Source organism: Streptomyces vastus (assembly GCF_039532825.1).
Classification (GTDB): domain Bacteria; phylum Actinomycetota; class Actinomycetes; order Streptomycetales; family Streptomycetaceae; genus Streptomyces; species Streptomyces vastus.
Genome location: NZ_BAAASJ010000020.1, coordinates 34455 through 58771, shown reverse-complemented (window position 1 = coordinate 58771; position 24317 = coordinate 34455). Strand labels below are relative to the sequence as shown.

General features: G+C 70.2%; 22 protein-coding genes. 10 read left to right on the top strand and 12 right to left on the bottom strand.

Annotation, left to right across the window (positions count from 1 at the left end; all coding sequences use genetic code 11):
- Positions 1 to 170: 170 nt before the first annotated feature.
- Complete coding sequence (locus tag ABD357_RS08455; protein ID WP_344388701.1) at positions 171 to 812, bottom strand: response regulator; 642 nt, start codon at positions 810 to 812, stop codon at positions 171 to 173.
- The gene (locus tag ABD357_RS08450; RefSeq protein WP_344388699.1) at positions 809 to 2014 is read right to left on the bottom strand and encodes a sensor histidine kinase; all 1206 of its coding nucleotides are present in this window, start codon (positions 2012 to 2014) and stop codon (positions 809 to 811) included. Before ABD357_RS08450 ends, ABD357_RS08455 begins: the two co-directional genes overlap by 4 nt.
- A gap of 152 nt (positions 2015 to 2166) precedes the next feature.
- Between ABD357_RS08450 and ABD357_RS08445 the strand changes: the two genes are divergently transcribed.
- Positions 2167 to 2808: a hypothetical protein gene (locus ABD357_RS08445; protein WP_344388697.1), complete on the top strand. Its 642-nt coding sequence runs from the start codon at positions 2167 to 2169 to the stop codon at positions 2806 to 2808.
- Here ABD357_RS08445 and ABD357_RS08440 read toward each other — a convergent pair.
- Genes ABD357_RS08440 through ABD357_RS08430 form a run of 3 tightly spaced genes read right to left on the bottom strand, consistent with a single transcriptional unit; the run spans position 2734 to position 4872 of the window.
- Positions 2734 to 3306: a cob(I)yrinic acid a,c-diamide adenosyltransferase gene (locus ABD357_RS08440; protein WP_344388695.1), complete on the bottom strand. Its 573-nt coding sequence runs from the start codon at positions 3304 to 3306 to the stop codon at positions 2734 to 2736. The genes ABD357_RS08445 and ABD357_RS08440 overlap by 75 nt on opposite strands.
- A 13-nt stretch (positions 3307 to 3319) precedes the next feature.
- On the bottom strand, positions 3320 to 4069 hold the full coding sequence (locus tag ABD357_RS08435) for an ABC transporter permease (protein WP_344388694.1): 750 nt from the start codon (positions 4067 to 4069) through the stop codon (positions 3320 to 3322).
- Positions 4070 to 4089: 20 nt separating this feature from the next.
- Positions 4090 to 4872 (bottom strand): ABC transporter ATP-binding protein, encoded by a 783-nt coding sequence (locus ABD357_RS08430; RefSeq protein WP_344388693.1) that lies wholly within the window; start codon positions 4870 to 4872, stop codon positions 4090 to 4092.
- Between the two features lie 96 nt (positions 4873 to 4968).
- Here ABD357_RS08430 and ABD357_RS08425 point away from each other — a divergent pair, with 96 nt between their 5' ends.
- From ABD357_RS08425 to ABD357_RS08410, 4 genes are all read left to right on the top strand, one after another.
- On the top strand, positions 4969 to 5610 hold the full coding sequence (locus ABD357_RS08425; RefSeq protein ID WP_344388692.1) for a TetR/AcrR family transcriptional regulator: 642 nt from the start codon (positions 4969 to 4971) through the stop codon (positions 5608 to 5610).
- A 135-nt stretch (positions 5611 to 5745) separates the two neighbouring features.
- The gene (locus tag ABD357_RS08420; RefSeq protein ID WP_344388691.1) at positions 5746 to 6594 is read left to right on the top strand and encodes a 3-hydroxyacyl-CoA dehydrogenase family protein; all 849 of its coding nucleotides are present in this window, start codon (positions 5746 to 5748) and stop codon (positions 6592 to 6594) included.
- A 166-nt stretch (positions 6595 to 6760) separates the two neighbouring features.
- Positions 6761 to 7084 (top strand): STAS domain-containing protein, encoded by a 324-nt coding sequence (locus ABD357_RS08415; RefSeq protein WP_165340644.1) that lies wholly within the window; start codon positions 6761 to 6763, stop codon positions 7082 to 7084.
- Between the two features lie 295 nt (positions 7085 to 7379).
- Positions 7380 to 9959 (top strand): ATP-binding protein, encoded by a 2580-nt coding sequence (locus ABD357_RS08410; RefSeq protein WP_344388690.1) that lies wholly within the window; start codon positions 7380 to 7382, stop codon positions 9957 to 9959.
- 107 nt (positions 9960 to 10066) lie between these two features.
- Here the strand turns inward: ABD357_RS08410 and nucS are convergent, their stop codons facing one another.
- Positions 10067 to 10738, bottom strand: a complete 672-nt coding sequence (gene nucS, locus ABD357_RS08405; RefSeq protein WP_344388689.1) for an endonuclease NucS — start codon at positions 10736 to 10738, stop codon at positions 10067 to 10069.
- 280 nt (positions 10739 to 11018) lie between these two features.
- Here nucS and ABD357_RS08400 point away from each other — a divergent pair, with 280 nt between their 5' ends.
- Entirely contained in the window at positions 11019 to 11411 is a 393-nt protein-coding gene (locus ABD357_RS08400) for an SCO5389 family protein (RefSeq protein WP_165340641.1), read from the top strand.
- A 139-nt stretch (positions 11412 to 11550) separates the two neighbouring features.
- Here the strand turns inward: ABD357_RS08400 and ABD357_RS08395 are convergent, their stop codons facing one another.
- Positions 11551 to 12579, bottom strand: a complete 1029-nt coding sequence (locus ABD357_RS08395) for an LLM class flavin-dependent oxidoreductase (protein WP_344388687.1) — start codon at positions 12577 to 12579, stop codon at positions 11551 to 11553.
- 238 nt (positions 12580 to 12817) lie between these two features.
- Between ABD357_RS08395 and ABD357_RS08390 the strand changes: the two genes are divergently transcribed.
- A complete protein-coding gene (locus ABD357_RS08390) occupies positions 12818 to 13147 on the top strand; it encodes an ATP/GTP-binding protein (RefSeq protein WP_344388818.1) in 330 nt (109 codons plus the stop codon).
- Positions 13148 to 13193: 46 nt separating this feature from the next.
- On the opposite strand, the gene ABD357_RS08385 is transcribed toward ABD357_RS08390, so the two are convergent.
- The 5 genes from ABD357_RS08385 to mce all read right to left on the bottom strand — a co-directional run bounded on the left by ABD357_RS08385 (position 13194) and on the right by mce (position 21123).
- Positions 13194 to 14057, bottom strand: coding sequence for an ABC transporter permease subunit (locus tag ABD357_RS08385; RefSeq protein WP_344388686.1), 864 nt, complete (start codon positions 14055 to 14057; stop codon positions 13194 to 13196).
- Positions 14054 to 15244, bottom strand: a complete 1191-nt coding sequence (locus ABD357_RS08380) for an ABC transporter ATP-binding protein (protein ID WP_344388684.1) — start codon at positions 15242 to 15244, stop codon at positions 14054 to 14056. The genes ABD357_RS08385 and ABD357_RS08380 overlap by 4 nt, the downstream gene beginning before the upstream one ends.
- A gap of 235 nt (positions 15245 to 15479) precedes the next feature.
- Positions 15480 to 16415: a coiled-coil domain-containing protein gene (locus tag ABD357_RS08375; RefSeq protein ID WP_344388683.1), complete on the bottom strand. Its 936-nt coding sequence runs from the start codon at positions 16413 to 16415 to the stop codon at positions 15480 to 15482.
- Between the two features lie 184 nt (positions 16416 to 16599).
- Positions 16600 to 20361, bottom strand: a complete 3762-nt coding sequence (gene scy / locus ABD357_RS08370) for a polarized growth protein Scy (protein WP_344388681.1) — start codon at positions 20359 to 20361, stop codon at positions 16600 to 16602.
- A 297-nt stretch (positions 20362 to 20658) separates the two neighbouring features.
- Entirely contained in the window at positions 20659 to 21123 is a 465-nt protein-coding gene (gene mce / locus ABD357_RS08365) for a methylmalonyl-CoA epimerase (RefSeq protein ID WP_344388678.1), read from the bottom strand.
- Positions 21124 to 21269: 146 nt separating this feature from the next.
- Between mce and ABD357_RS08360 the strand changes: the two genes are divergently transcribed.
- The 3 genes from ABD357_RS08360 to ABD357_RS08350 all read left to right on the top strand — a co-directional run bounded on the left by ABD357_RS08360 (position 21270) and on the right by ABD357_RS08350 (position 24294).
- On the top strand, positions 21270 to 22472 hold the full coding sequence (locus tag ABD357_RS08360; protein WP_344388677.1) for an acetyl-CoA C-acetyltransferase: 1203 nt from the start codon (positions 21270 to 21272) through the stop codon (positions 22470 to 22472).
- 45 nt (positions 22473 to 22517) lie between these two features.
- On the top strand, positions 22518 to 23474 hold the full coding sequence (gene meaB, locus ABD357_RS08355; RefSeq protein WP_344388675.1) for a methylmalonyl Co-A mutase-associated GTPase MeaB: 957 nt from the start codon (positions 22518 to 22520) through the stop codon (positions 23472 to 23474).
- A gap of 139 nt (positions 23475 to 23613) precedes the next feature.
- On the top strand, positions 23614 to 24294 hold the full coding sequence (locus tag ABD357_RS08350) for a DUF4389 domain-containing protein (protein WP_344388674.1): 681 nt from the start codon (positions 23614 to 23616) through the stop codon (positions 24292 to 24294).
- Positions 24295 to 24317: the final 23 nt, after the last annotated feature.

The following is a 24317-nucleotide window of genomic DNA, read 5'->3' as shown; positions in this document are numbered from 1 at the left end:
TGGCGAACCCTGCCACGGCTCTGTGTCTGAAGCGCATGCTGCGCCTCCTTGAGGTTGTTGGTGCATGCGTGAGCGCAGTGCCGCGAGAATAGAAAGGTCTGGACCATTGGTCAATAGGTCTGGACCAGCGCCTACTCAGGTACGCCGCCCCCGGGTGCCCGGCCCCAGAGTCAGACGCCCAACTCCTGCGCCAGCACGGCGGCCTGGACCCGGCTGCGCAGTTCGAGCTTGCCGAGGAGCCTGCTGACGTGGGTCTTCACGGTCGCCTCGGCCATCGCCAGCCGGTCCGCGATGTCGGCGTTGGACAGCCCGTCGCCCAGACACGACAGCACCTCGCGCTCACGGCGGGTGAGGGCGTCCAGGACCGATGGGTCCGGCCCCGGCTTCCGTACCGGCTTGGCCGCGAACTCGGAGATCAGCCGCCGGGTCACCGCGGGCGCGATCAGCCCCTCGCCGCGTGCCACCGTCCGCACCGCCGCGAGCAGTTCCTTCGCGTCCGTGTTCTTGAGCAGGAACCCGGAGGCACCGGCCCGCAAGGCGCCGAAGACGTACTCGTCGAGGTCGAAGGTGGTCAGCACGAGCACGTCGCAGAGGTGCTCGTCGACGACCTGACGGGTGGCCGAGACGCCGTCGAGGCGGGGCATCTGGATGTCCATCAGCACCAGATCGGGCCGGAGTTCACGTGCCAGCGCGACCGCCTGCTCGCCGTCCGCGGCCTCGCCGACCACGTCGATGTCGGGCGCGCTGCGCAGAATGAGGACCAGCCCGGCTCGTACGGCGGACTGGTCCTCGGCGACGAGCACGCGGATCATTCGGTTCCTCCCAGGGTGGTCGGCAGGGTGGCATGTACGGTCCAGATCTTGCCGCCGCGTGAGTCGCGGGAGTCGGGTGCGCTTTCGGGCCCGGCCTCGAAGGTGCCGCCCAGCAGCGCGACTCGCTCCTGCATGCCGACCAGACCGGCGCCCGAGCCGGGGGCGCTCGGGCTGTCGCGGTCCCCGTACCGGCTGGTCACCCGCAGGCTCAGGGTGCCGTCCTGCTGGGCGAGTGTCACGGTGACCCGGCCGGGGGAGGCGTGCTTGAGGGCGTTGGTCAGGGACTCCTGGACGATCCGGTACGCGGCGAGCTCGACCGGCGCGGGGAGCTTCATGTGCGTGCTGTCGAGCGTGACGTCGAGGCCGTTGGTGCGGGCGGTGTCGACGAGTGCGCCGAGTCCGTCGAGGGTGGGGGCGGCCGATGGCTCGGTGTCGCCACTGGAGTCCCGCAGGATCCCGATGAGCCGCCGCATCTCCGCCAGGCCCTCGACGCTGTTCTCCCGGATGACGCCGAGGGCCTGCTTCGTCGTGTCCGCGTCGTCGAGGGAGAGTGCGGCCGTGGAGTGGATGGCGATCGCGGACAGGTGGTTGGCGACCATGTCGTGCAACTCCCTTGCCATCCGGGCGCGTTCGGCGGCGACGGCCTGGGTGCGGTCGATCTCGGCGAGCAGGGCGGTCTGCTCGGCGCGCAGGCGGGCGGCTTCGGCGGCGTCGCGGTGGTTGCGGACGACCCAGCCGGTGGAGGCGGGGGCGACCCCCACAATGCCGACGGCCACGCCGATCAGGATGGCTTCCGGCCTCCGCCAGATCGCGAGGGGCACCACCGCGGCGAGCACCGTGAGCAGGCCGCTGATCCAGGGGATGCGGCGGGCGGAGGCGGGGGTGCCGTACAGGACGGCCGCGTAGACGAGGTCGGTGAACAGTACGACGGTGACCACGTTGCCCCGCGTGATCGTGTCGGCGGTCAGCATCAGGATGCCGATGAGCAGGCCCGTACGCGGCATGGTCCGGCGCAGCAGCTCGCAGCCGGCCATCACGGTGAGCGGCAGCAGCGCCGCCCACTCCGGGGACCACAGGACGATGCCGTCGTCGCCCGGCGGGCGAGGGAAGAGGCCGATGATCCAGATCAGGAGCCCTCCGAGCAGCCCGCCCGTCGCGATGCGCACGTCGTCGCGGTGCGGGCGGGGGAGTCGTACGGCCATGAATCCATCCAACACGGCGTACGCGCCCGGTGCCTGATCCTGAGGAACGGTCGGTGGCTACATCGAAGGATGCAGTGCCGTTTCGTCACTGGCGACGACGATCCGGGCCGCTGCCGCCGGGAGCCTGGAACGGTGACCGAGAGGAGCGAGCCGTGATCGTCACACTCATCGTCGTCTGTGAAGTCGCCTTCTGGGTGCTGCTGGCCGCGGGGCTGGCCGCGCGCTATCTGCTCAAGATGCCGCGGACCGGCCTCGCCCTGCTGCTGTGCGAGCCGCTCCTCGAAGTCGTGCTGTTCACCGTCACCGCGATCGACCTCAAGAACGGCGCGGAGCCCGACTGGAAGCACGGCCTCGCCGCCGTCTACATCGGCTTCACCGTGGGCCTCGGCCACTCCACGATCAAGTGGGCCGACGCCCATGTCGCCCACCGCTTCGCGGGCGGCCCGCCGCCGGTGAAGCCGCCGAAGTACGGGGTAGCTCGCGCCGTGCATGAGTGGAAGGTCGCGGCGCGCTGGATAGTTGCCGCGGTCGTTGCGCTGGCACTGCTCCAGGCAGCGATCTGGTACGTCGGCTCCGGCGGCGAGACCGAGTCGCTGCGCACCTGGCAGTCGAGGATGCTGTTCGTGATCGGCATCAACCTGCTCATCCCGCTCGGCTACACGGTGTGGCCGAAGAAGGCGCCGTACGGCTACGGGGAGAAGGACCTGTACGGGGAGAAGTCAGCGCTCCCCACCAGGGACCCAGAGCACGTCCCCGACTTCCTTGTTCGCCGTTCGCGCAAGGATGAACAGTAGGTCCGACAGCCGGTTCAGATAGGTCGCCGTGAGCGGATTCATCACCTCACCGTGGACCTCCAGCGCCGCCCACGTCGACCGTTCCGCCCGCCGCACGACCGTGCACGCCTGGTGCAGCAGTGCCGCGCCGGGCGTGCCGCCGGGGAGGATGAAGGATCGGAGCTTCTCCAACCGCTCGTTGAACCGGTCGCAGTCCGCCTCCAGCTTGTCGATGTAGAACTGCTCGACGCGCAGGGGCGGGAACTCCGGCTTCTCGACGACCGGTGTCGACAGATCGGCGCCCACGTCGAAGAGATCGTTCTGCACACGCGTGAGGACCTTGACGATCTCCTCGTCCAGCCCTCCGAGAGCGATCGCCGTACCGATCACCGCGTTCGCCTCGTTGGTGTCGGCGTACGCCGCGATCCGTGGATCGGTCTTGGCGACCCGGCTCATGTCGCCGAGGGCGGTGGTGCCCTGGTCGCCGGTCCTGGTGTAGATGCGCGTCAGATTGACCATGTGACCAGCGTAGTTACGCTCCGGCCTTCCGGAACACTCGTGTGCCCACTGTCACGGCGATCCCCGCGAGGCCGAGGGCCACGATCACGCCGTACAGCATCGTGGAGGTCGCGTACGAGCCGACGTATGCCTCCCGCATCGCGTCGACCAGATAGCGCACCGGCATGAAGCGCGAGAGCACGTCCAGCCAGCCGGGCGCCAGGGCCATCGGCAGCATCAGACCGGACAGCAGCATGGACGGCATCGCGATCGCGTTGACGGCAGGACCGAACTCCTGCGGGGTCCGCACCGTCATCGCGAACGCGCACGAGAGCGCGGCGAGCGACACGGAGAGCAGCGCCACGAAGCCGAAGCCGATGAGGACGCCGACGAGCGGTGCGCGCAGGCCCGTCGCCAGCGCCGTGACCACCAGCAGCACGGACTGGAAGACGAAGAGCAGGGCGTCGCGCAGTACCCGTCCGAGCAGCAGGGCCAGTCGGCTGACCGGGGTCACCCGCATCCGCTCGATCACTCCGGTCTGCTTCTCGATGATGATCGAGAATCCGCTGAAGGAAGCGCCGAACAGGCCGAGTTGAAGCAACAGCCCGGGGACCAGCACCTGCCATGACGAGCCTTGCGAGCCCAGGGGCAGGTCGGTGAGCAGCGGTCCGAAGAAGAGCAGGTAGAGCAGCGGCATGAGGATGCCGAAAAGCATCTGGAACCTGGAGCGCAGGGTCTGGCGGGCATAGCGGCCGAAGACCAGCGCGGTGTCGTGGGCGAGCAAGGATGACTCCTGTAGGGCGACTAGACGGCGACGGGGGTGGTGTCCTGGGGCGGGGCGCTGCGGCCGGTGATGGCGAGGAACGTGTCCTGGAGCGTCGCGTCGATCGAGCCGCCGTACTTGAGCTTCAGCTCGCTCGGCGTGCCCTCGGCCGCCACCGTTCCCTTGTCGACGATCACCAGGCGGTCGGCGAGCGCGTCCGCCTCGTCGAGGTAGTGCGTGGTCAGGAAGACCGTCGTGCCGTACTCGTCGCGCAGCCGCCGCACCAGGTCCCACAGATCGGCGCGGCTGCCGGGATCGAGGCCGGTCGTCGGTTCGTCGAGGAAGAGCACCTCGGGCCGGTGCATCAGGCCCATCGCGATGTCAAGCCGACGCCGCTGGCCGCCGGAGAGCGCCGCGCACTTGCGGTCCAGGAACTCGGTCAGGTCCAAATCCCGGGCCAACTCCTCGGCGCGAGTGATCGCCTGAGCCTTCGTCAGGCGGTACAGGCGTCCCTGGGTGACCAGTTCCTCGTGTACGGAGACGGTCGGGTCGACACCTCCGGACTGGGCGACATAGCCGATCTTCTCGCGTACGCGGCCGGGTTCGCGGAGCAGGTCGCAACCGGCGACCGTGGCTGCGCCCCCGGTGGGCGCGAGCAGCGTGGTGAGCATCCGGAGCGTGGTGGTCTTGCCCGCGCCGTTGGGTCCGAGAAGGCCGACGATCTCGCCCGGCTGGACGGTGACGTCAATGCCCCGCACCGCCTCTACCGGGCCCTGTTTCGTGTGGAAGGTCCGGGCCAGCCCGGCCGTACTGATGATTGCCATGCGCCAAGAAAAACAGAGCCACTGAATTTTTGCAACGTCACCAAAATTATTGTGACCCCAAGTTTGCGCCAACCGCAGCAAAGCTACGATGGGGCCATGACGGAGGGGCTCAGGGAGCGGAAGAAGCGGCAGACCCGGCAGCACATCTCGGACATCGCCACCAGGCTGTTCGTCGAGCGGGGCTTCGTGACGGTGACCATCGCCGAAGTCGCCGACGCCGCCGACGTCTCCGTCAACACCGTGTACAACTACTTCCCGGCCAAGGAGGACCTCTTCCTCGACCGCAGCAAGGGCATCGTCGGCCGGCTCTCGCGGTACGTACGGGCCCGGGACGAGGGCGAGTCGGCCGCCGCCGCCGTACTGCGCGAACTGCGCGAGGAGGTCGAGGCCGTCTCGCCCAAGGTGGGTCTCATGGAGGGCTACGGCGACTTCCTTCGCGTCATCCATGAGGCGGACGCGCTCAAGGCCCGGCTGTGGCTCGTTCAGCAAGAGGCGTTGGAGCACCTCGGACAGGCCCTCAGGGAGGAGACGGACGCGCCCCCCGGCGACCCGCTGCCCACTCTGGTGGCCGGGCAGATCAGCTGGGTCCAGTCCACACTCATGGCCATGATCGGCCGTGAGATGGTCGCGGGCCGGGCGCCCGCCGACGTGTCCCGCGAAGCCCTCGCCCTCCTGGACGACATGGAGGACCTTTTGAGCGAGAAGGTCCTCAACTACGCCGTACGAGCACCTGAATGACCCCTGCCGGTGTGATGTCCGTCCTATGAGACGTGACGCGCATTACTAACCAGTCACACGGCCCTTCACGAGCGCTAAGGTCCGCCGGAGAGGCAGATATAAGCAGCGTGTTAAGCGGGTTAGGGGAGTCGGACTGTGGCACGGAAGCTTGCCGTCATCGGAGCCGGACTCATGGGTTCCGGTATTGCCCAGGTGTCCGCACAGGCCGGCTGGGACGTCGTCCTACGGGATGTCACCGATGAGGCGCTGACCCGTGGCACGGACGGCATCAAGGCCTCGTACGAGAAGTTCGTGAGCAAGGGGAAGCTGGACGCCGGCGCGGCCGAAGAGGCCTTGGGGCGCATCACCACCACCACCGACCTCGACGCGGTCGCGGACGCCGACATCGTCGTCGAGGCCGTGTTCGAGAAGCTGGACGTCAAGCACGAGATCTTCCGTTCGCTCGACAAGCTGGTGAGGGACGAGGCCGTCCTCGCGTCCAACACCTCCGCCATCCCGATCACCAAGATCGCGGCGGCCACCGAGCGCCCGGAGCGGGTCGTCGGCGTCCACTTCTTCTCGCCGGTCCCGATGATGCAGCTGTGCGAGCTGGTGCGGGGTTACAAGACGAGTGACGAAACGCTCGCCGCCGCACGGGAGTTCGCGGAGTCGGTCGGCAAGACCTGCATCGTCGTCAACCGCGACGTGGCCGGCTTTGTCACTACGCGGCTCATCTCGGCGCTCGTAGTCGAGGCGGCGAAGCTGTACGAGTCGGGCGTGGCCAGCGCCGAGGACATCGACGTCGCCTGCAAGCTGGGCTTCGGTCATGCGATGGGGCCTCTGGCCACCGCCGACCTGACGGGCGTGGACATCCTGCTGCACGCCACGAGCAACATCTACACGGAGACGCAGGACGAGAAGTTCGCGCCTCCGGAACTGATGCGCCGGATGGTCGACGCCGGTGACATCGGGCGCAAGAGCGGGCAGGGCTTTTACACCTACTGACCTTCTGTCGTTCCGGTACAGCGATCACCCTTCGGGGTGGTTTCGGTATCGGTTCGCTTACAGACGGCAACTTCTGCCCCGGTACGGCAGTCAGTCCTGGCACAAACACAGGACACGGAAGAGCACGAAAGACGCTGAACACGAAACGCACTCTCGGGGAGCGCATATGCACATCAGGGGCGACCACGCCGAGCTGGCCGTCGGGGGCCGCCTCGACGTCGTCAGCGCGGCGGACGCCCGTACGGTCCTGCACTCGGCCGTCGACGACGGAGCCGGCGACCTGGTGCTCGACCTGTCAGAGCTGGACTCCTGGGACGCCACCGGACTCGGTGTCATCATGGGGGCCCACCGGCGGGCGGGGAGGTGTGGCCGGAGGCTTGTGCTGCGCGGCGTTCCGCCGCAGATGCAACGCCTGTTGGTGGCGACCCGGCTGCACCGGATCCTGGCGATCGAGGGCGGCATCGGAGTCGAGTCGCTGCCCCGGGTGTGAGAGCCGGACCGTCGCCTCCCGAAGGAACGTACCGCCGCTCACTCAAGAACCGGCTTTCTCAAGGAACCGGACCGCCGTCTCCTGCATGAAAAGCACAGCAAACACAATCCTCATGAAGCTGTGACGTCGAGGACGGCGTTGTACCCCGTCTGTTCGTAGATACTGTGCGGAGGTTTAGGGTTCGGCTGCCCGCTAACCTCACAAACCCGTGAGCGGGCACCGGACCAGAAGCGACAGCGCAGTGTGCAACAGGCCGGGGGGCTCGGCACACAACGCTTTTGGGGGGCTTGGACCTATGGACACGACGAACAACCGAGGACCCGACGAGTACGGCCGTGACGACGACGCCAGGACGCCTCGACAGCGCCCGCCGCGCGATCCGCTCACCCAGGCCCTGGGCCCGGGCAACGGCCAGCCACCGGCACTGGCGCGCACCGTACAGCTGGTGTCCGGCGACTTCCTGCTCACCGTCAATCCCGTCGACGGCAGCGAGATAGAGCTCTGCCCGCCTGGCGAGCGGCCGGACAGACCGGTGAAGTTCACACCCGCCGAGCGCGCCGAGCTGGCGCGTGCCGCGCGGCCGCCCGTACCACCGGGGCCGTCGCTGCCCAGGATGCCGCTCCTGGAACGCGAGGAGGAGCGTGAGCGGCTCGTACGCCTGCTGGCGCGCGGGCGCTCCGTACGGCTCACCGGCCCGTCGGGAGCGGGCCGTACGGCGCTCCTGGACGCCGTCGCCGACGACTGCGCGGACCTCGCGCCCGACGGCGTCGTACGCCTCAGCGGCTACCGCCGCACGGTGGCCGATCTGCTGCACGACCTCTTCGCGGCCGTCTACAGCGCATCGCTGTACCGGCCGAAACCGGACGAACTCCTCGCGCTCGTCCGGGAGATCGGCGCGGTCGTCGTCCTCGACGACATCGAGTTCGGCGGCGGTTCGCTCGACGAGCTGCTCGACGCGACGCCCGAGTGCGCCTTCCTGATCTCCGCGACGCCCGAGGTCGCCGCACCGTCCGCCGACTCACTCCTCGAAGAGGTGTTCCTCGGCGGCCTCGGCCGGGCCGGCGGGCTCGAACTGATCGAGCGTGCCGTGGGCCGCGTACTGACCGAGGACGAGGCGAACTGGGCGGGCGACCTCTGGTTCGAGTCCGAGGGACTGCCGCTGCGCTTCGTGCAGGCCGGAGCCCTGCTGCGGCAGCGCGACCAGCTTCGCGCCGACCCGAACGCCTTCGACGAGTTCGGCTACTACGAGGACGCGCCCGTGGACGCGCCCTTCGACGCCGAGGACCTCCAGGACGTACCGCTGCCCTCGCTCGCCGACGGCGCCGCGCCCGCCGCGTTGCTCGCCTCCCGGCTCAGCGACTCGGCGCGGGCCACGCTGCGGATCGCCGTCGCGCTGGGCGGCGAGGTGCCGCACCAGGCGCATCTGCCCGCGCTGGTCGGGAACACGCACGCGGACGCCGCGCTCGCCGAGCTGGTCGGCTGCGCGCTCGTCACGCCGGTCGGCTCGCACTACCGGCTCGCGGCGGGCGTCCACACCCAGCTGGTGACCGTCGGGTACGCCTCCGACGCGGAGGACCGGGCGCATACCGCCGCCCAGCACTACGCCTGGTGGGCCGGACATCCTTCGGTCACCCCGGAGCGCGTCGCCGCCGAGGCGGACGCCGTGCTCGCGGCGCTCACCGCCCTCGTGTCGATCGCCGAGCCGCCGGTGGAGGGCGAGGAGGAGAGCGTCGCCGTACAGCTGGCCCGCGCGGTCGCGCCCGCGTTCGCCGGGGGCCTGGACTGGGGTTCCTGGGAGCGCACGCTGCGGGCCGGCGCCGAGGTGGCCAGGGTCGTCGGTGATGTCTCCGAACAGGCCTACTTCCACCATGAGTTGGGGATACTCGCGCTCTGTGGCGGACAGTACGACCGGGCGCGTGCCGAGCTGGAGACCTCCATCGGGCTGCGCGGCGCCGTCGCGGACAAGCGCGGTACCGTCGCCGGCCGCCGCGCCCTCGCGCTCGTCGACGACCGCACCGGTGGCACGCCGGCGGCAGGGTTCGGAGCGACCGCCGGCGAAGAGGTGTCCGACGCGCAGTACGAGGAGTCGGCGTCGCCCCCCGGTGGCGTACCGGCCACGTTCGCGTCGGTGGCGCCGCCCACCCCGCCTCAGCTCGCGACGGTGGTCACGCGCCGGACCGGACCTCCGGCGTCGCACAGGCCCAGCGGCGTCAAGCGGCTGGTGCACGGCACCCGGCGCAATCTGGTGGCCGCGAGCGCGGGCGCGCTCCTCGTCGCCGTGCTGGGCACGGTGGTGACGCTCGGCGCGACCTCGAACCCCGACGACAATGCCCCCTCGGAGAGGGTCGGCGTCAACCCGTCGGCCATTCCGGGCGAGAACGGCGGCGGGCTCGGCGCGGACCAGCCCGTGAAGGACGACTCGGACGCCTCCGACTCCACGAGCCGTCCGACGGAGCCGGACCCGGGTGAGGACGGGATCGTGGGGACCGCGGACGATCCGACGCCGACACCGAGCAAGGAGCCGTCGGACGACGACCCGACCGGGACGAAGGATCCGACCGACCCGACCAAGTCCCCGACGAAGCCGCCCACGAGCAAGCCGCCGGCCGACGACCCGACTCGTCCGCCCACCGATGATCCGACTCGTCCGCCGACCGACGATCCGACCCGTCCGCCGACCGACGATCCGACGGATCCGCCGACCGACGACCCGACCGATCCGCCCACCGTCGACCCGCCGGACGACCCCACGCCGCCGGCCAACTCCAGCTCGGCCAGCGGCCCGGCGCCGGAAGTGCCCAGCACACCGGCGTCCACCCCGGCCGAGACCACCGCGAGCACTCCGGCGGACGGCGACGAGCCGACGGTGATCTGACGACGGTGATCTGACAGCCGCGTACGCCACGGCAGTTGTACGTCACGGCAGAGGGCCGGGCCCGCTTCGAGCGGACCCGGCCCTCTGCCGTCGTAACCCTGCTCCTGTCAGAACAGCCGCAGCTTGTCGTCCTCGATGCCCCGCAGCGCGTCGTAGTCGAGGACCGTGCAGCCGATGCCGCGGTCGGTCGCGAGGACGCGGGCCTGCGGCTTGATCTCCTGGGCCGCGAAGATGCCGCGTACCGGTGCGAGATGCGGGTCGCGGTTCAACAGCTCCAGATAGCGCGTGAGTTGCTCCACGCCGTCGATTTCGCCGCGTCGCTTGATTTCCACGGCGACGGTCTGTCCCTCGGCGTCCCGGCACAGGATGTCGACCGGGCCGATGGCCGTCATGTACTCGCGGCGGATCAGCGAATAGCCCTCGCCGAGGGTCTCGATGCGGTCGGCGAGCAGTTCCTGGAGGTGCGCTTCCACGCCATCCTTGATCAGGCCTGGGTCCACGCCCAGTTCGTGCGAGGAGTCGTGGAGGACCTCCTCCATCGTGATGATGAGCTTCTCACCCGCCTTGTTGGTGACGGTCCAGACGCCCTTGTCGTCCCCGGACCCCTCTTTCAACGTGCAAGGCGGAGACATCCAGTTGAGGGGCTTGTAGGCCCGGTCGTCCGCATGGATCGAGACGCTGCCGTCCGCCTTCACCAGGACCAGGCGGGGTGCCGACGGGAGATGAGCGGTGAGCCGGCCGGCGTAGTCGACGGAGCAGCGGGCAATGACGAGACGCATGGTCCGCAACGCTACTCGACGGGTGGTGCTGGACGCGATTCGCCCATCGTCAACGCCTCTTGCCTGTGGCACATGCTGTTCGAAAGTGGCCGGTTGTGTGCGCATTGGTGCCGTGCTGTGTTCCACATGTCCTGGTGCGATCAAGAACAGTTGCCTACCGTATGAACGGGAGGTCGCGGTGCGCGTACGCAGCGTGTCCGTTGTCGGCGTGTCCGTTCTCGTGGTCTCCCTCCCTGTCCGTCAACCCCCTCTGTCGGGAGGGGGTGCGAGAGGAGAACCCATGTCGCTGGACGTCTCACCGGCCCTACTCGAACAGGCCGAGCGAGGCGAGGTCGACGAAGCGGAATTCGTCGACTGCGTCCGGACTTCCCTGCCTTACGCATGGGAGATGATCAGCTCCCTGGTGGCCCAACTGAAGGTGGACGGCGGAAACTTCGCCGACAACCAGACGCCGCCGCCGGACGAGCAGGCACGGGGCCAGTTGCTGCGAGCGCTCGCGAGTGACGCGATACGCGGCGCTCTGCAGCGGCACTTCGGAGTGCGGCTGGCCTTCCAGAACTGCCATCGGGTGGCGGTGTTCCCGCTGGACGCGTCGGTTGATGACACGCTGGCCCGCTTCACCTCGGTGCGCAGTCAACTGCTGAACCAGTCACCGGAGTTCCGGGACTGCTGAGGCAGCGATGCCGCAGGCTTTGCCGCCCCGTACGCGGGAGGTGCAATTGCACGGGGCGGCAAGCTCCCCGCGAGGCGGGCGCGTTGAGAGCGGCCGCCGACGCCGATGCCGGCGACCGGGGCACACCAGCAGCCGCCGCTCACCGCAGCCGTGGCAGCACCTCCGCCCCCAGCCGCCGTACGTTCTCCTCCGTCGCCGCCAGGTCACCCGAGCCCTCCACCAGGAGCGCGAAGCGGGTGATGCCCGTACGCTCCGAGGTCGCCGCCAGCCGGTCGGCGCACAGCCGGGGTGTGCCCACCGGGTGCAGACCGCAGAGCAGTTCGGTGTACGCCAGCGGGTCCCGCATCGCGCGGGCGCGGCCGTCCACCGTCACATGGGCCTCAAGACCCTGCTTCAGCCAGCCCGGCATCGCCTTGACGAGCGTCTCGACCGCGTCGGCTCGGCGGTCCGCGATCTGCGCGATGCCGGCCGAGACATGGGCCGCGCCCGCGATCTCCTCGGGGGAGCGGCCCGCAGCCCTGGCGTGCGTACGCCACAGCGCGACCATCTCCGCCTTCTCCTCGTCGCCGACATGCATCCCCAGCAGCATCGACAGACCACGCTCAGCGGCCAGCCGGACGCTCGCCGGGGATGTGCAGGCGACGACGACCTCCGGACCCTCGGCGCCCGTCAGGTCCTCCGACGGCCTTGGTACGACCGGGACTTCACGGAAGCTGAAGCGCTCGCCCGCACTCGAGACGGAGGGTTCGCGCAGCCAGCGCACCAGCAGATCGAGTGATTCCGGGAACCCCTTCTCATACGCCTCGAGACCCGATCCGAAGACCTCCAGATCGACCCATGGGCCACCGCGCCCCACGCCGAGCATGAAGCGTCCGCCGGACGTCACATGCAGCAGCGCGGCCTGCTCGCCGAGCGCCACGGGGTGCGCGTTGGGCAGCACGCTGACCGCCGTGCCGACGCGGATACGGCGGGTGCGGCCGAGCAGCAGCGCGGCGAGCGTGACGGCCGACGGACACGTCCCGTACGGCACGAAGTGGTGCTCGGCCAGCCAGACCGCGTCCAGCCCCGCCTCATCGGCGACCTCCGCCGACCGCACCGCGCGGTGCAGTGCCTCCCCCTGGCCCTGTCCCGGGAACTGGGCCGCCAGTACAAAACTTCCTATGCGCATCGCACTCCTGTCCTCCTTGGCGCCGAGGCGGCTCCCCCACTCGCATAACCGTCTGACACGTGCCAAAGACACGGCTTGGCGGGGAGATTGGCGGATTGTCTGCAGAATGGGCCGGTCGCGCCGGAGGAAAGAGCCGGTCACGCCGGAGTCTGTGGGGGCCTTGTGGTACGTCTACCCATGGCTGCGCCGCGTAGGCTGGATGCGGCCCGTGCTCCCTGTATAGCCCGTGAGGTGTCCTGTGTCCCCGCGCCGCAATCGTCCCAAGGGCGCGCCCAGCGCGCCCGCGGACCAGAGCGACCGGTCCAGCCGCTACGGCGGCTGGCAGACCTCGGAGAGCTGGCAGGGTGAGGCGTGGAGCGTACGCCACGTGGCGGGCGCGAGTGCCGAGGGCAAGACCTACCGCTGCCCGGGCTGCGCGCAGTTGATCCCTTCGGCGGTCCCGCACGTGGTGGCCTGGCCGGAGCACGCGGGCGTGGACGACCGCCGCCACTGGCACAAGGCCTGCTGGAACGCGAAGGACCGCCGCACCACTCGGGTGCAGCGGTCCCGTAACGCGCCACGTTTCTAAGGCACCTTGGGCACGTTGGGCCCCTCGGGCCATTTGCCGATACGACTCACACGTCGCGCTTCTCCAGCAGGAGGTAGGTACCGGCGAACGCGACGGCCGTCAGGCCCAGCATGATCCACAGCGGGTCCCAGCCGGACGGGCCGGCAGAGCCGAGCTCCGCGCTGTAGAAGACACCGAGCTGGCTCGGGATCGAGTAGTTCAGGAGGAACTCCTGCACGTCCCTCAGCGCCTCCGCGAACATGAAGATCGCGATGACCAGCGGTGCGAGGAACACGCCGAGCATGATGGTGATCCCGCCCGCCGAGTGCCGGATCAGCGAACCCATCAGCAGGGACAGCAGCCCGAACAGCGCGAGGAAGAGGCTGACGCCGACCGTCGCTTTGAACCACTCCCCACCGGTCGGGTCCGCGGCGTTGTTGTCACTGAGGATCGCCACCTGAAGGAAGGCGACGAGCGCGGTGGCCACGAGGGTGACCGTGAAGGCGAGCACGAAGAACACGATCGCCTTCGCGGCCAGCACCCGGCCGCGGCTCGGGCACGCGGTCATCGTGGTCCGGATCATCCCCGTGCCGTACTCGGAGGCGGTGGTCAGCACGCCGAGCGTGATGATGCAGACGCTGCCGAGCATCACCCCGAACAGGCCGAGGTTCAGCGGGGACTCGCCCTCCAGGTTCATGTCCGCGGAGGCGGCGATGATGGCGAAGAGCAGGCCGAGACCTATCACCAGGAGGACGAAGACGCCCAGGGTCCATATCGTCGAGCGGACAGACTTGATCTTCGTCCACTCCGAGGCGATCGCGTGCCCCAGGTGCGTACGTGTGATGGGAATCGGCGAGGTGTACGAAGGGCCGGGCGCCGGCTGCCAGTCGGGCGCGGCCTGCTGCTGCATCTGCGGCTGGGGCGTACTCATCGGGCGTCCTCGGGCTTGGTCATGTCAGGAGCGGCGGGCTGCGCGGGAGCGGCCTGGGCGTACGGATTGGGCTCGCCGGGGCCGCCGGGCGCGGCCGGCGCCCCGTACGGGCCCGCGGGCTGTCCCTGCGGCATCGCGAACGGCTGGCCGCCCTGCTGGGGCGGCGGCGGGGCGTACCAGCCCGGCTGGCCCTGACCGGGCACCGGCATCTGCACTGGCGGCGGCATGGCGCCCGGCGGCAGCTGCTGCTGGAGGCCCGCGCGCTCGTCAGTGGTCGAGCGGTAGTCGACGGCGCCCTGCGTCATCCGCATGTACGCCTCCTCCAGCGAGGCCTGGTGCGGCGAGAGCTCCCACAGGCGTACGTCGGCGTCGTGCGCGAGGTCGCTGATGCGGGGCAGCGGCAGGCCGGTCACCCGCAGCGCACCGTCCTGCTCGGGCATCACCTGGCCGCCCGCCTCGGTCAGCGCCGCCGTCAGCTTCTCGCGCTGCTGCGGCTCGGCATGGGGCGTCCGTACGCGTGCGAAGTCCGCGGAGTTGGCGGAGATGAACTCCTTGATGCTCATGTCGGCGAGCAACTGGCCTCGGCCGATCACGATGAGCTGGTCGGCGGTCAGCGCCATCTCGCTCATCAGGTGCGAGGACACGAAGACCGTACGGCCTTCTGCCGCAAGGGATTTCATGAGGTTGCGCACCCACAGGATGCCTTCGGGGTCGAGGCCGTTGACCGGCTCGTCGAAGAGCAGCACCTGAGGGTCGCCGAGCAGGGCGGCGGCGATCCCGAGGCGCTGGCCCATGCCGAGCGAGAAGCCCTTGGAGCGCTTCTTCGCCACGTCCTGGAGGCCCACGACACCGAGCACCTCGTCCACGCGGCGGGCCGGGATACCGGACAGCTGCGCCAGGCACAGCAGGTGGTTACGCGCGTGCCGGCCGCCGTGCACGGCCTTGGCGTCGAGCAGCGCGCCGACTTGGCGGGGGGCGTTGGGCAGCCTCCGGTAGGGATAGCCGCCGATCGTCACCTGCCCCGCGGTGGGGTTGTCCAGGCCGAGGATCATCCGCATCGTGGTCGACTTGCCCGAGCCGTTGGGCCCGAGAAAGCCGGTGACGGCACCTGGCCTCACCTGGAAGGAAAGGTTGTACACGGCCGTCTTCGCGCCATAGCGCTTAGTCAGGCCGACTGCCTCGATCATTCTCCGCACCCATCGACAGGTCAGTGACGTCGGGACGCATGCCCCCGTAAGGGTTAGGAGGATAACGGCCGGCTGACGGTTCCCACCAAGTCTGGGTAAAACACAAGCCCCCTGCACGTGAATGCAGGGGGCGAGTGAAGCGCCCCTTCAGGGGCGCGGGCCTGTGTCAATCTGCGGCTCCGCCGCGCGGGCGCGACCAGCGACGGCGGACCCGCAGACCACCCACAAACCGAACTTACCGAGACTGCTGGGCCGGAACCCCGCGAGAGATCGGCTCGTCCTGCTCCGGCGCGCCCGCGGCAGCGACAGCCGCACCGGTGAGCGTCGCGAGCATCTCGCGAACGTTCGTCAGCTGAGCGTTGATCGAGTCGCGGCGGTTCGTGAGAGCCGCCAGCTCGCGCTCGGATTCCGACCGGATCCGGTCCGCCTTGGCGTTCGCGTCGGCCACGATGTCCTCGGCCTGCCGCTGAGCCGTCTCGACCGTCTGACGGGCCCGGCGCTCCGCGTCCGTACGCAGCTTCTCCGCCTCCAGGCGCAGCTGCTCCGCGCGGTGCTCGATCTCCGCGAGGCGCTTCTCGGCCTTGGCCTGACGCGAGGCCAGGTCGCGCTCGGACTGCTCGCGGCGCTTGGCGAGGTTCGTCTCGAAGTCGGCGGCGGCCTGGGCGGCCTTGGCGCGGGTCTCCTCGAAGAGGGCGTCCGCCTCCTCGCGCTTGGACGCCGCGTCCTTCTGCGCCTCGGCGCGCAGCTGCGAGGCGTCGCTCTTGGCCTTCTCTACGATCCGGACGCCTTCGTCCTCTGCCTTGGCCTTGCGGTCGGCAGAGAACGCCTCGGCGTCGTTGCGCACCTGCTGGGCGGCGGACTCGGCGAGCTCGCGGTGCTGCTCGGCCGCGCGACGGGCCTCCTCGCGCAGATCCTTCGCCTCCTCCTCGGCGAGGCGGAGGATCTTCTCGACGCGCGCGCCGAGACCCGCGTACGACGGCTCGGCGTCGTTCACCTGGGCCTGGGCGTTCTGCGTCTCGAGGTGGAGTTCCTCGATGCGCTTTTCCAGGGCGGTGATACGGGCCAGAGCGCTGTCACGGTCGGAGACGAGCTTCGAGATGCGTTCGTCCACCTGAGCGCGGTCGTACCCACGCCGCACAAGCTCGAAGCCGTAGGGGGAAGTGTCGCTCATGGGGTTCCTGTCGAATGAGACCGGTGAGGTGATAGGTGGAATCCTAGGGGTCAAGGCGGCGCGTCATCGAGCAGAAGCCAGACTTGGTATGGAGAATGACGCCCTTTTTGATGGCTAACGGCCGGACCGCTTCCAGGACACGGGGCCGAGGCCCCTCGAGCGAGTATGAAATCGGCCGTTTTGGCTAGCTTTCCGAGGACTTGCCACCCGAACGGGTCGCACCGGCCGCCGCGCCCGCCTTGACGCCCGAGTCCTTGCCGCTCGCCGGGGCCTCGAAGGACTCCAACGCCTCAAGGACGTCTTGGACACGGGAGATCTCCGCGTTGATGTCCTCGCGGCGGCGGACCAGCACCTCGAGCTCGCGCTTGCCCTCCTCGACCATGCGCTTCGCATCGCGCTCGGCGTCGGAACGGATCTGCTCGGCCTCGGCGATGAGCGCGGACTTCTTCTGCTCGGCCTCCTTGAGAAGGCCCTCGGCCTTGCGCACGGCGGCGATACGGACCTTGCCCGCCTCGGAGTTGGCCTCCGAGACCATGTCCTTGGCCTTCGCCTCCGCCTCCTTCAGCTGGTCCTCGGCGGCCTTCACCAGCGCGTCGCACCGCTCGCCGGCCGACCGCATCGCCTCGGCGGACTCACGGCGGGCCCGCTCGTGCAGCTCCTCGATCTCGCCGGTGATCCGGTCGCGCAGCTCCTCCGCGCGCTCCCGGATCGCGGTGGCGTCCCGGCGCGCGCCGACCAGCAACTCGTCCGCGTCCGTACGGGCCCGCTCCACATACGAATTGCCCTCGACGGTCGCCTCGGAGACCAGCCGCTCCGCTTCGTTGCGCGCCGCGCCCACCATCGTGTCGGCTTGCGTCTCGGCGTCCGCCGTCGTCTTCTGCGCGGACCGCCGGGCCTCCGACGTCAGCTTCTCCGCCTCGGCCGACGACTCCCGGATGAGCTTGTCGACCTGCTCGGCCGCTTCGGAACGCCGCTTGTTGGCCTCCTTGCGGGCCTCGTCCAGGGTGCGGTCGGCCTCCTCGCGCGCCTGGGCCCTGACCCGCTCGGCCTCCGCCTCCGTCTCGGCCTTGAGTCGCTGCGCCTCGGAACGCACCCGCTCGGCGTGCTGCTGCGCGGAGCCGACCGTCTCGGAGGCCTCTGCGCGCAGCCGCTCGGCGTCGCTCGTCGCGTCCGAGATCAGCTTCTCGGCCTTCGCCACGGACTGGGCGCGAACGCGCTCGGCCTCCGTGTTCGTCTCCGAGCTGAGCCGCTCCGCCTCGGAGCGCGCCTCGCTGATGAGGTTGTCCGCCTGCGTCGCCGCGTCCGAGCGGAGCCGGTTGGCGTCCTCCCGGGCCTCCGAGCGGAGCCGGTCGGACTCGGCGATCGCCTCCGAAACCGTGCGCTCCGCAAGGGACTTGGCGGCCTCCGCCTCCTCCCGAGCCTCCCGCTTGAGACGGTTGCCGTCCTCGGCGGCCCGCTCCCGCTCCGCGTAGGCGTCGGCGCGGACCCGGTCTGCCTCCTCCTGTGCCTCCGTGCGCGTACGCTCCGCCGCGTGCTCGGCGGCGCTGCGCAGGCCCGCGATCTCGTCCTGCGCCTGCTCGTGCAGCCCGGCCACGGCGTCCCGTACCTGCTGCGCGGTCTGCTCGGCGGCCGACACCATCTCCGTGGCGCGCCGGTCGGCCTCCTCGACCAGGCGCATGGCCTCGGCCTGGGCCTCCTCCACGCGGTTGCGCGCCGAGGCCAGCAGCTCCTCGCTCTGCTCGCGGGCCCGCTCCCGCTCCTGGTCGGCCTCCTCGCGCGCGGTCCCGAGGATCTGCTCGGCCTCGCGGCGGCGCCGGGTGGCCTCCTCCTGGGCGACGGCCAGCGTCTCGGCGCCCTCGGCCGCCAGTCGCTCGGCGGCGGCCTGCGCCTCCGCCCGGACCCGGTTGGCCGATTCCTGGGCCTCCGACTTCATCCGCTCGGCCTCGGCGGAGGCCTCCGAACGCAGTCGTACGGCGATGGCCTCGCCCTCGGCCCGCGAGGCGGAGGCATCGGAGGCGGCCTCATTGCGCAGCCGCTCGGCCTCCGCCTCGGCCTGCGCCTGGATCGTACGAAGCCGCTCGGCGGACTCCGCGCGCAGCCGGTCCGACTCCTCGACGGCCTCGCGGCGGATCCGCTCCGCCTCGGCGCGGGCGTCGGTCAGGGCCTCCTCGGCGGCGGCCAGACGCGCCTCCACCTCCGTGTGGAGCCGGGTCAGCTCCTCGGCGGCCTCGGCCTGCCGGGCGGCGACGGCGCGCTCGGTCTCCTCGCGCAGTTCCAGCGCGGCCCGCTCCGCCTCCTCCTTGATGGTCTCGGAGAGCTCGACGGCCTCCGCGCGATTGCGCTCGGCCTCGTCGCGGGTGCGCTGCAGGGTTTCCTCGGCCTGGCGGCGCAGCGTCGTGGCGCGCTCGATGGCCTCCGTGCGCAGCCGCTGGCTCTCCGTCGTCGCGTTCGAGCGCAACTCGTCGGCGTCGGCCCTCGCCTTGGCGAGCAGTTCCTCGGCGGTCTTGGCCGCCTCCTCGATCTGCTGGACGGCCTCACGCCGGGCCTCGGCGCGGATCCGCTCGCCCTCGCCGACCGCGTCGGCCCGCAGGCTCTCGGCCTCGCCGCGCAGCCGGCGCGCCTCCTCCTGCAGCTCGACCGTCTTGGCGCGGTACTCCTTGGTGTCGTCCTTCGCCGCGCCCTTGAGCTCCTCGGCGATGTCGTGCGCCTCGGCCCGCAGCCGGTCCGCCTCGGCCTCCGCCTCGCGGCGGATCCGCTCGGCCTCCTCGGTCGCCGCCTTGGTCGTCTGCTTGGCTTCCTCCGACGCCTTGTTCAGGACGTCCTCGGCCGTACGGGCGGCAGAGGACAGCTGCGAGGCGGTCTCCTCCGCGGTCGCGCTACGGGCCGTCTCGGCGGCCTCCGCGAGGATCTTCTCCGCCTCCAGGCGGGCGTCGGCGATGACCTGCTCGGCGTCCGCCTTGGTGGTCTCCGCCTCTTTGGTGGCCTCGCTGACCAGCCGGGCGACCTGCTCCTTCGCCGTACGCGTGCGCTGCTCGTTGGCGGACTCGGCACTGGACAGGGCCTTGGCCGCGGCCTCTTTCGCCTCCGCGAGGACCTTGTCGGCCTCGGCCTGCGCCTCGCGAAGTTTGGACTCGGCCTCCGCCATGCGCTGCTCGGCGGCCCGGCTCAGCTCGGTGGCCTGACGGCGGGCCGACTCCGACTCGTTCGTCGTGGAGCTGCGCAGCTGCTCGGCGTGGTCGGTTGCCTCCTGCGCCTGCGTGGACGCGGCGTTCAGCAGCCGCTCGGCGTCCGTACGGGCCCGGCGCAGCAGCGCCTCGGCCTCCGCGCGGGCGGCCTCGGCATCGGCTTCCAGGCGCTGCCGTGCCTCCGCGGAGATACGTTCGGCCTCGGCGCGGGCGGCGGCCAGGGCCTGCTCGGCCTCGGCACGGGACTCGTCCAGGAGCCGGCGGGCCTGCTGCTCACTGCGGGCGCGCAGCTGCTCGGCCCAGGCGACGTTGTCGTTGACGTGTGACTCGACGGTCTGCCGGCGCTCGGCCAGTTCCTGGTCGAGCTTCTGGCGCCGGGCCACCGCCTCGGCGTGCAGCTCGGACTGGAGGCGGGCGGCCTGCTCGGCGTGCTCCTGGAGGATCCGCTGCGTCTGCGCGCGGGCCTGGCTCAGCTCCCGCTCCGCGTCCATGCGCAGCTGGTCGGCCTGGATCTGCGCGTTGCGCAGCATCTGCTCGGCCTGGTAGCCGATGTCGGCGCTGTCGAAGGCAGGACGGGACGCGAGATTGCGGCGCGCCTCGTGCAACTTGGCGCGCAGCACCTCGACCTGATAGCCGAGGTCCTCGGCGTGCTGGACGGCCTTCTCCCGCTCGGTCTTCAGCCGTTCCATCTCGGCCTCGAACCGAGAGAGGTGGTCGACGTCAGCCGCCGGCTCTCGCTCCTGGCGTTCGTAGCCCCGCACTGCGCGGTCCCATCCGTCCCCTGGTCGCAAGTCTCTCCAAACGAGCTCCGTCCATCCGCCGAACGGGGCCCCCGGGGAATGGTGTCAGATCAACGGCGGAGCATGGGCTGCTGCCCCGACGCTCGTCCCCCGAAACCCGGACCCCGGCCCGCGGCCGCCCTCACGGAGCGACGACCGCACCCAACCCTACCGGGCCCGATCGGCCCAGGTGCCTGGCCAACCGGCTTTTCCGGCCGGGGGTCCGGGGTCCGAGGCACAGCGGCCGACGGAAAGTCCCCAGACCATGCAGTACGGACTTCAGTGCCCGGTCGACTCAACGGCCGCCTCACCAGTGGACTCGGCGGGCGCGGAGGTCACCAGTTCCGTCAGTACGCCGTGGCAGTCCTTGGGGTGCAGGAAAGTGATGCGCGACCCCATCGACCCCCTGCGCGGCTCCTCATAGAGCACGCGTACTCCCTTGTCCTTGATGTCGGCCGCCTCCGCGTCGACGTCCGCCGTGCCGAAAGCGATGTGATGCACGCCCTCGCCGTTCTTGGCCAGCCATTTCGCGACGGTGGAGTCCTCGCGGGTCGGCTCCAGGAGCTGGAGGTAGGAGGCGCCGCCGTCGGACGTCTCGTTGATCTTGAGCATGGCCTCGCGTACGCCCTGCTCTTCGTTGACCTCGGAGTGGAAGACCTCGAAGCCGTACGTGGCACGGTAGAACTCGACGGTCTTGTCCAGGTCGAAACAGGCGATCCCGATGTGGTCGATTCGCGTCAGCATGGTGTTAGTGCAGCGCGCCCCACGCGGTTACGCAACGTGCGCGCGATCACACGCCCCGCCGGATGACGGTTCGGCTACCGCTCAGTACATTTTAGTAAACCCTCGTTCACTCCTCAGCTGTGCAAGCTGGAAGGGGATCGCTCCTCATGACTGGAACGAACAGCACCACCTCCGTGATCGTCGCGGGCGCCCGCACCCCGATGGGACGGCTGCTCGGCTCCCTGAAGTCCTTCTCGGGAGCCGACCTCGGTGGATTCGCGATCAAGGCCGCCCTGGACCGTGCGGGGATCAGCGGCGACCAGGTGCAATACGTGATCATGGGCCAGGTTCTGCAGGCCGGGGCGGGGCAGATCCCGGCGCGCCAGGCCGCGGTCAAGGCCGGCATCCCGATGAACGTCCCGGCGCTCACCGTGAACAAGGTCTGCCTCTCGGGCCTGGACGCGATCGCGCTCGCGGACCAGCTGATCCGGGCCGGTGAGTTCGACGTGATCGTGGCCGGCGGCCAGGAGTCCATGACGAACGCGCCGCATCTGCTGCCGAAGTCCCGCGAGGGCTTCAAGTACGGCGCGATCGAGATGCTCGACGCGATGGCGTACGACGGTCTGACGGACGCCTTCGAGAACATCGCCATGGGCGAGTCGACCGAAAAGCACAACACCCGCCTGGGCATCGCCCGTCCGGAGCAGGACGAGATCGCCGCCCTGTCGCACCAGCGGGCCGCCGCCGCCCAGAAGAACGGCGTCTTCGACGCCGAGATCACCCCCGTCGAGATTCCGCAGCGCAAGGGCGACCCCGTCGTCTTCAGCAAGGACGAGGGCATCCGCGGCGAGACGACCGCCGAGTCGCTCGGCAAGCTGCGCCCGGCGTTCACCAAGGACGGGACGATCACGGCCGGTTCGGCCTCGCAGATCTCCGACGGCGCGGCGGCCGTGGTCGTCATGAGCAAGGCCAAGGCGCAGGAGCTGGGCCTCGAGTGGCTCGCGGAGATCGGCGCCCACGGGAACGTGGCCGGTCCCGACAACTCCCTCCAGTCCCAGCCCTCGAACGCCATCCAGCACGCCCTCAAGAAGGACGGCCTGGAGGTCTCGGACCTCGACCTCATCGAGATCAACGAGGCCTTCGCGGCGGTAGCGGTCCAGTCAATGAAGGACCTGGGGGTGTCCACGGAAAAGGTGAATGTCAACGGCGGCGCGATCGCCCTCGGCCACCCGATCGGCATGTCCGGCGCCCGTCTCGTACTCCACCTCGCCCTGGAACTGAAGCGGCGGGGCGGCGGCGTGGGCGCGGCGGCGCTGTGCGGCGGTGGGGGTCAGGGTGACGCGCTGATCGTGCGGGTACCCAAGGGCTGAACGGCCTTTTAGTCCTTACTCGGTATGGATCGGATCGGAGCTGTGATGCAGGACGTCCCCACGCTGGTGGCCCAGGCCAGGGAAGGCCGGCCGCGGGCCGTGGCCCGGCTGATTTCCCTGGTGGAGGGGGCGTCCGAGCAGCTCCGCGAGGTCATGGCGGCCCTGGCACCGCTCGCCGGGAACGCGTATGTCGTCGGGCTCACGGGGTCGCCGGGCGTGGGCAAGTCCACGTCCACGTCCGCGCTCGTGACCGCGTACCGGCGGCAGGGCAAGCGGGTCGGCGTCCTCGCCGTCGACCCGTCCTCCCCGTTCTCCGGCGGCGCGCTGCTCGGCGACCGCGTACGGATGTCGGAGCACGCCTCCGACTCCGGCGTCTACATCCGCTCCATGGCCACCCGCGGCCACCTCGGCGGACTCGCCTGGGCGGCGCCCCAGGCGATCCGGGTACTGGACGCGGCGGGCTGCGACGTGATCCTGGTCGAGACGGTGGGCGTGGGCCAGTCGGAGGTCGAGATAGCGTCCGAGGCCGATACGTCGGTGGTGCTTCTGGCCCCCGGGATGGGCGACGGAATCCAGGCGGCGAAGGCCGGGATCCTGGAGATCGGTGACGTATACGTCGTGAACAAGGCCGACCGCGACGGCGCGGACGCCACGGCGCGCGAACTGAACCACATGCTCGGCCTGGGCGAGTCCCGTGCCCCCGGCGACTGGCGCCCTCCGATCGTCAAGACGGTCGCCGCGCGGGGGGAGGGCATCGACGAGGTCGTCGAGGCCCTGGAGAAGCACCGCGCGTGGATGGAGGAGCGCGGCGTCCTCGCCGAACGCCGCCTGGCCCGCGCGGCACACGAGGTCGAGGCGATCGCGGTCACGGCACTGCGGGAGCGGATCGGGGATCTGCACGGCGACCGCCGCCTGGGCGCTCTCGCCGAGCGGATCGTGGCGGGGCAGCTCGACCCGTACCGGGCGGCGGACGAGCTGGTGGCGGGGATTACGGAGGGCTGAGGGGCAGGGGGAGGGATTTCGCCCCCGGCTGCTCATGCCCCGGGCGGCGTCCACGAGTCGCGGCCCTCCGCGCTGCGTGCGAGCCTGAGTTCCTGATGGTGATCATCTCGGCCGGGGGGACCGGAAGGAGCTGCGCCACGTGATCCCTGCCCCCGTGTCGCCTGTCCGTCTCGAAGCGTCTCTCGATCCCCGGCTGTCCAGATGGCTGTGGCTGGTGAAGTGGCTCCTCGCCATCCCGCACTACATCGTGCTGGTCTTCCTGTGGCTGGCGTTCCTGCTGGTGACCATCGTCGCGTTCTTCGCCATCCTGTTCACCGCCCGGTACCCGCGAGCCCTCTTCGACTTCAACGTCGGCGTACTGCGCTGGAACTGGCGTGTGACCTATTACGCCCACACGGCACTCGGCACCGACCGGTACCCGCCGTTCACTCTCGCGGACGTACCCGACTATCCGGCCCATTTCGACGTCGTCTACCCCGAGCGGCTCTCCCGCGGTCTGGTCCTGGTGAAGTGGTGGCTGCTGGTGATCCCGCAGTACATCGTCGTCGGGTTCTTCGCCGGGGGCTGGGGCTCGGGAGAGGACGGCTGGCGGGGCGGTGGCCTGATGCCGTTCCTCTCCCTGGTCGCGGTGGTCATCCTTGCGTTCACCGCCCGCTACCCGGGGCACCTCTTCGACTTCCTGATCGGCATGGCCCGCTGGGTTGCCCGGGTGACGGCCTATGCCGCGTTGATGACCGACGAGTACCCGCCGTTCCGGCTCGACATGGGCGGGCAGTACCCGGCCGCGGCCAAGATCCCGGCGGCCGGCTCGGAGAAGTGACCGCCTGGCACGGATCTGTCTGT

Bases quoted from the DNA above. Each gene is read 5' to 3' on its own strand.
- ABD357_RS08430 (WP_344388693.1), bottom strand. From the start codon at position 4,872: ATGGCAATCATCAGTACGGCCGGGCTGGCCCGGACCTTCCACACGAAA.
- ABD357_RS08360 (WP_344388677.1), top strand. From the start codon at position 21,270: ATGACTGGAACGAACAGCACCACCTCCGTGATCGTCGCGGGCGCCCGC.
- ABD357_RS08450 (WP_344388699.1), bottom strand. From the start codon at position 2,014: ATGGCCGTACGACTCCCCCGCCCGCACCGCGACGACGTGCGCATCGCG.
- nucS (WP_344388689.1), bottom strand. From the start codon at position 10,738: ATGCGTCTCGTCATTGCCCGCTGCTCCGTCGACTACGCCGGCCGGCTC.
- ABD357_RS08375 (WP_344388683.1), bottom strand. From the start codon at position 16,415: ATGAGCGACACTTCCCCCTACGGCTTCGAGCTTGTGCGGCGTGGGTAC.
- ABD357_RS08415 (WP_165340644.1), top strand. From the start codon at position 6,761: ATGCACATCAGGGGCGACCACGCCGAGCTGGCCGTCGGGGGCCGCCTC.
- ABD357_RS08385 (WP_344388686.1), bottom strand. From the start codon at position 14,057: ATGAGTACGCCCCAGCCGCAGATGCAGCAGCAGGCCGCGCCCGACTGG.
- ABD357_RS08425 (WP_344388692.1), top strand. From the start codon at position 4,969: ATGACGGAGGGGCTCAGGGAGCGGAAGAAGCGGCAGACCCGGCAGCAC.
- ABD357_RS08380 (WP_344388684.1), bottom strand. From the start codon at position 15,244: ATGATCGAGGCAGTCGGCCTGACTAAGCGCTATGGCGCGAAGACGGCC.
- meaB (WP_344388675.1), top strand. From the start codon at position 22,518: ATGCAGGACGTCCCCACGCTGGTGGCCCAGGCCAGGGAAGGCCGGCCG.
- ABD357_RS08400 (WP_165340641.1), top strand. From the start codon at position 11,019: ATGTCGCTGGACGTCTCACCGGCCCTACTCGAACAGGCCGAGCGAGGC.
- ABD357_RS08395 (WP_344388687.1), bottom strand. From the start codon at position 12,579: ATGCGCATAGGAAGTTTTGTACTGGCGGCCCAGTTCCCGGGACAGGGC.
- ABD357_RS08410 (WP_344388690.1), top strand. From the start codon at position 7,380: ATGGACACGACGAACAACCGAGGACCCGACGAGTACGGCCGTGACGAC.
- mce (WP_344388678.1), bottom strand. From the start codon at position 21,123: ATGCTGACGCGAATCGACCACATCGGGATCGCCTGTTTCGACCTGGAC.
- ABD357_RS08455 (WP_344388701.1), bottom strand. From the start codon at position 812: ATGATCCGCGTGCTCGTCGCCGAGGACCAGTCCGCCGTACGAGCCGGG.
- ABD357_RS08440 (WP_344388695.1), bottom strand. From the start codon at position 3,306: ATGGTCAATCTGACGCGCATCTACACCAGGACCGGCGACCAGGGCACC.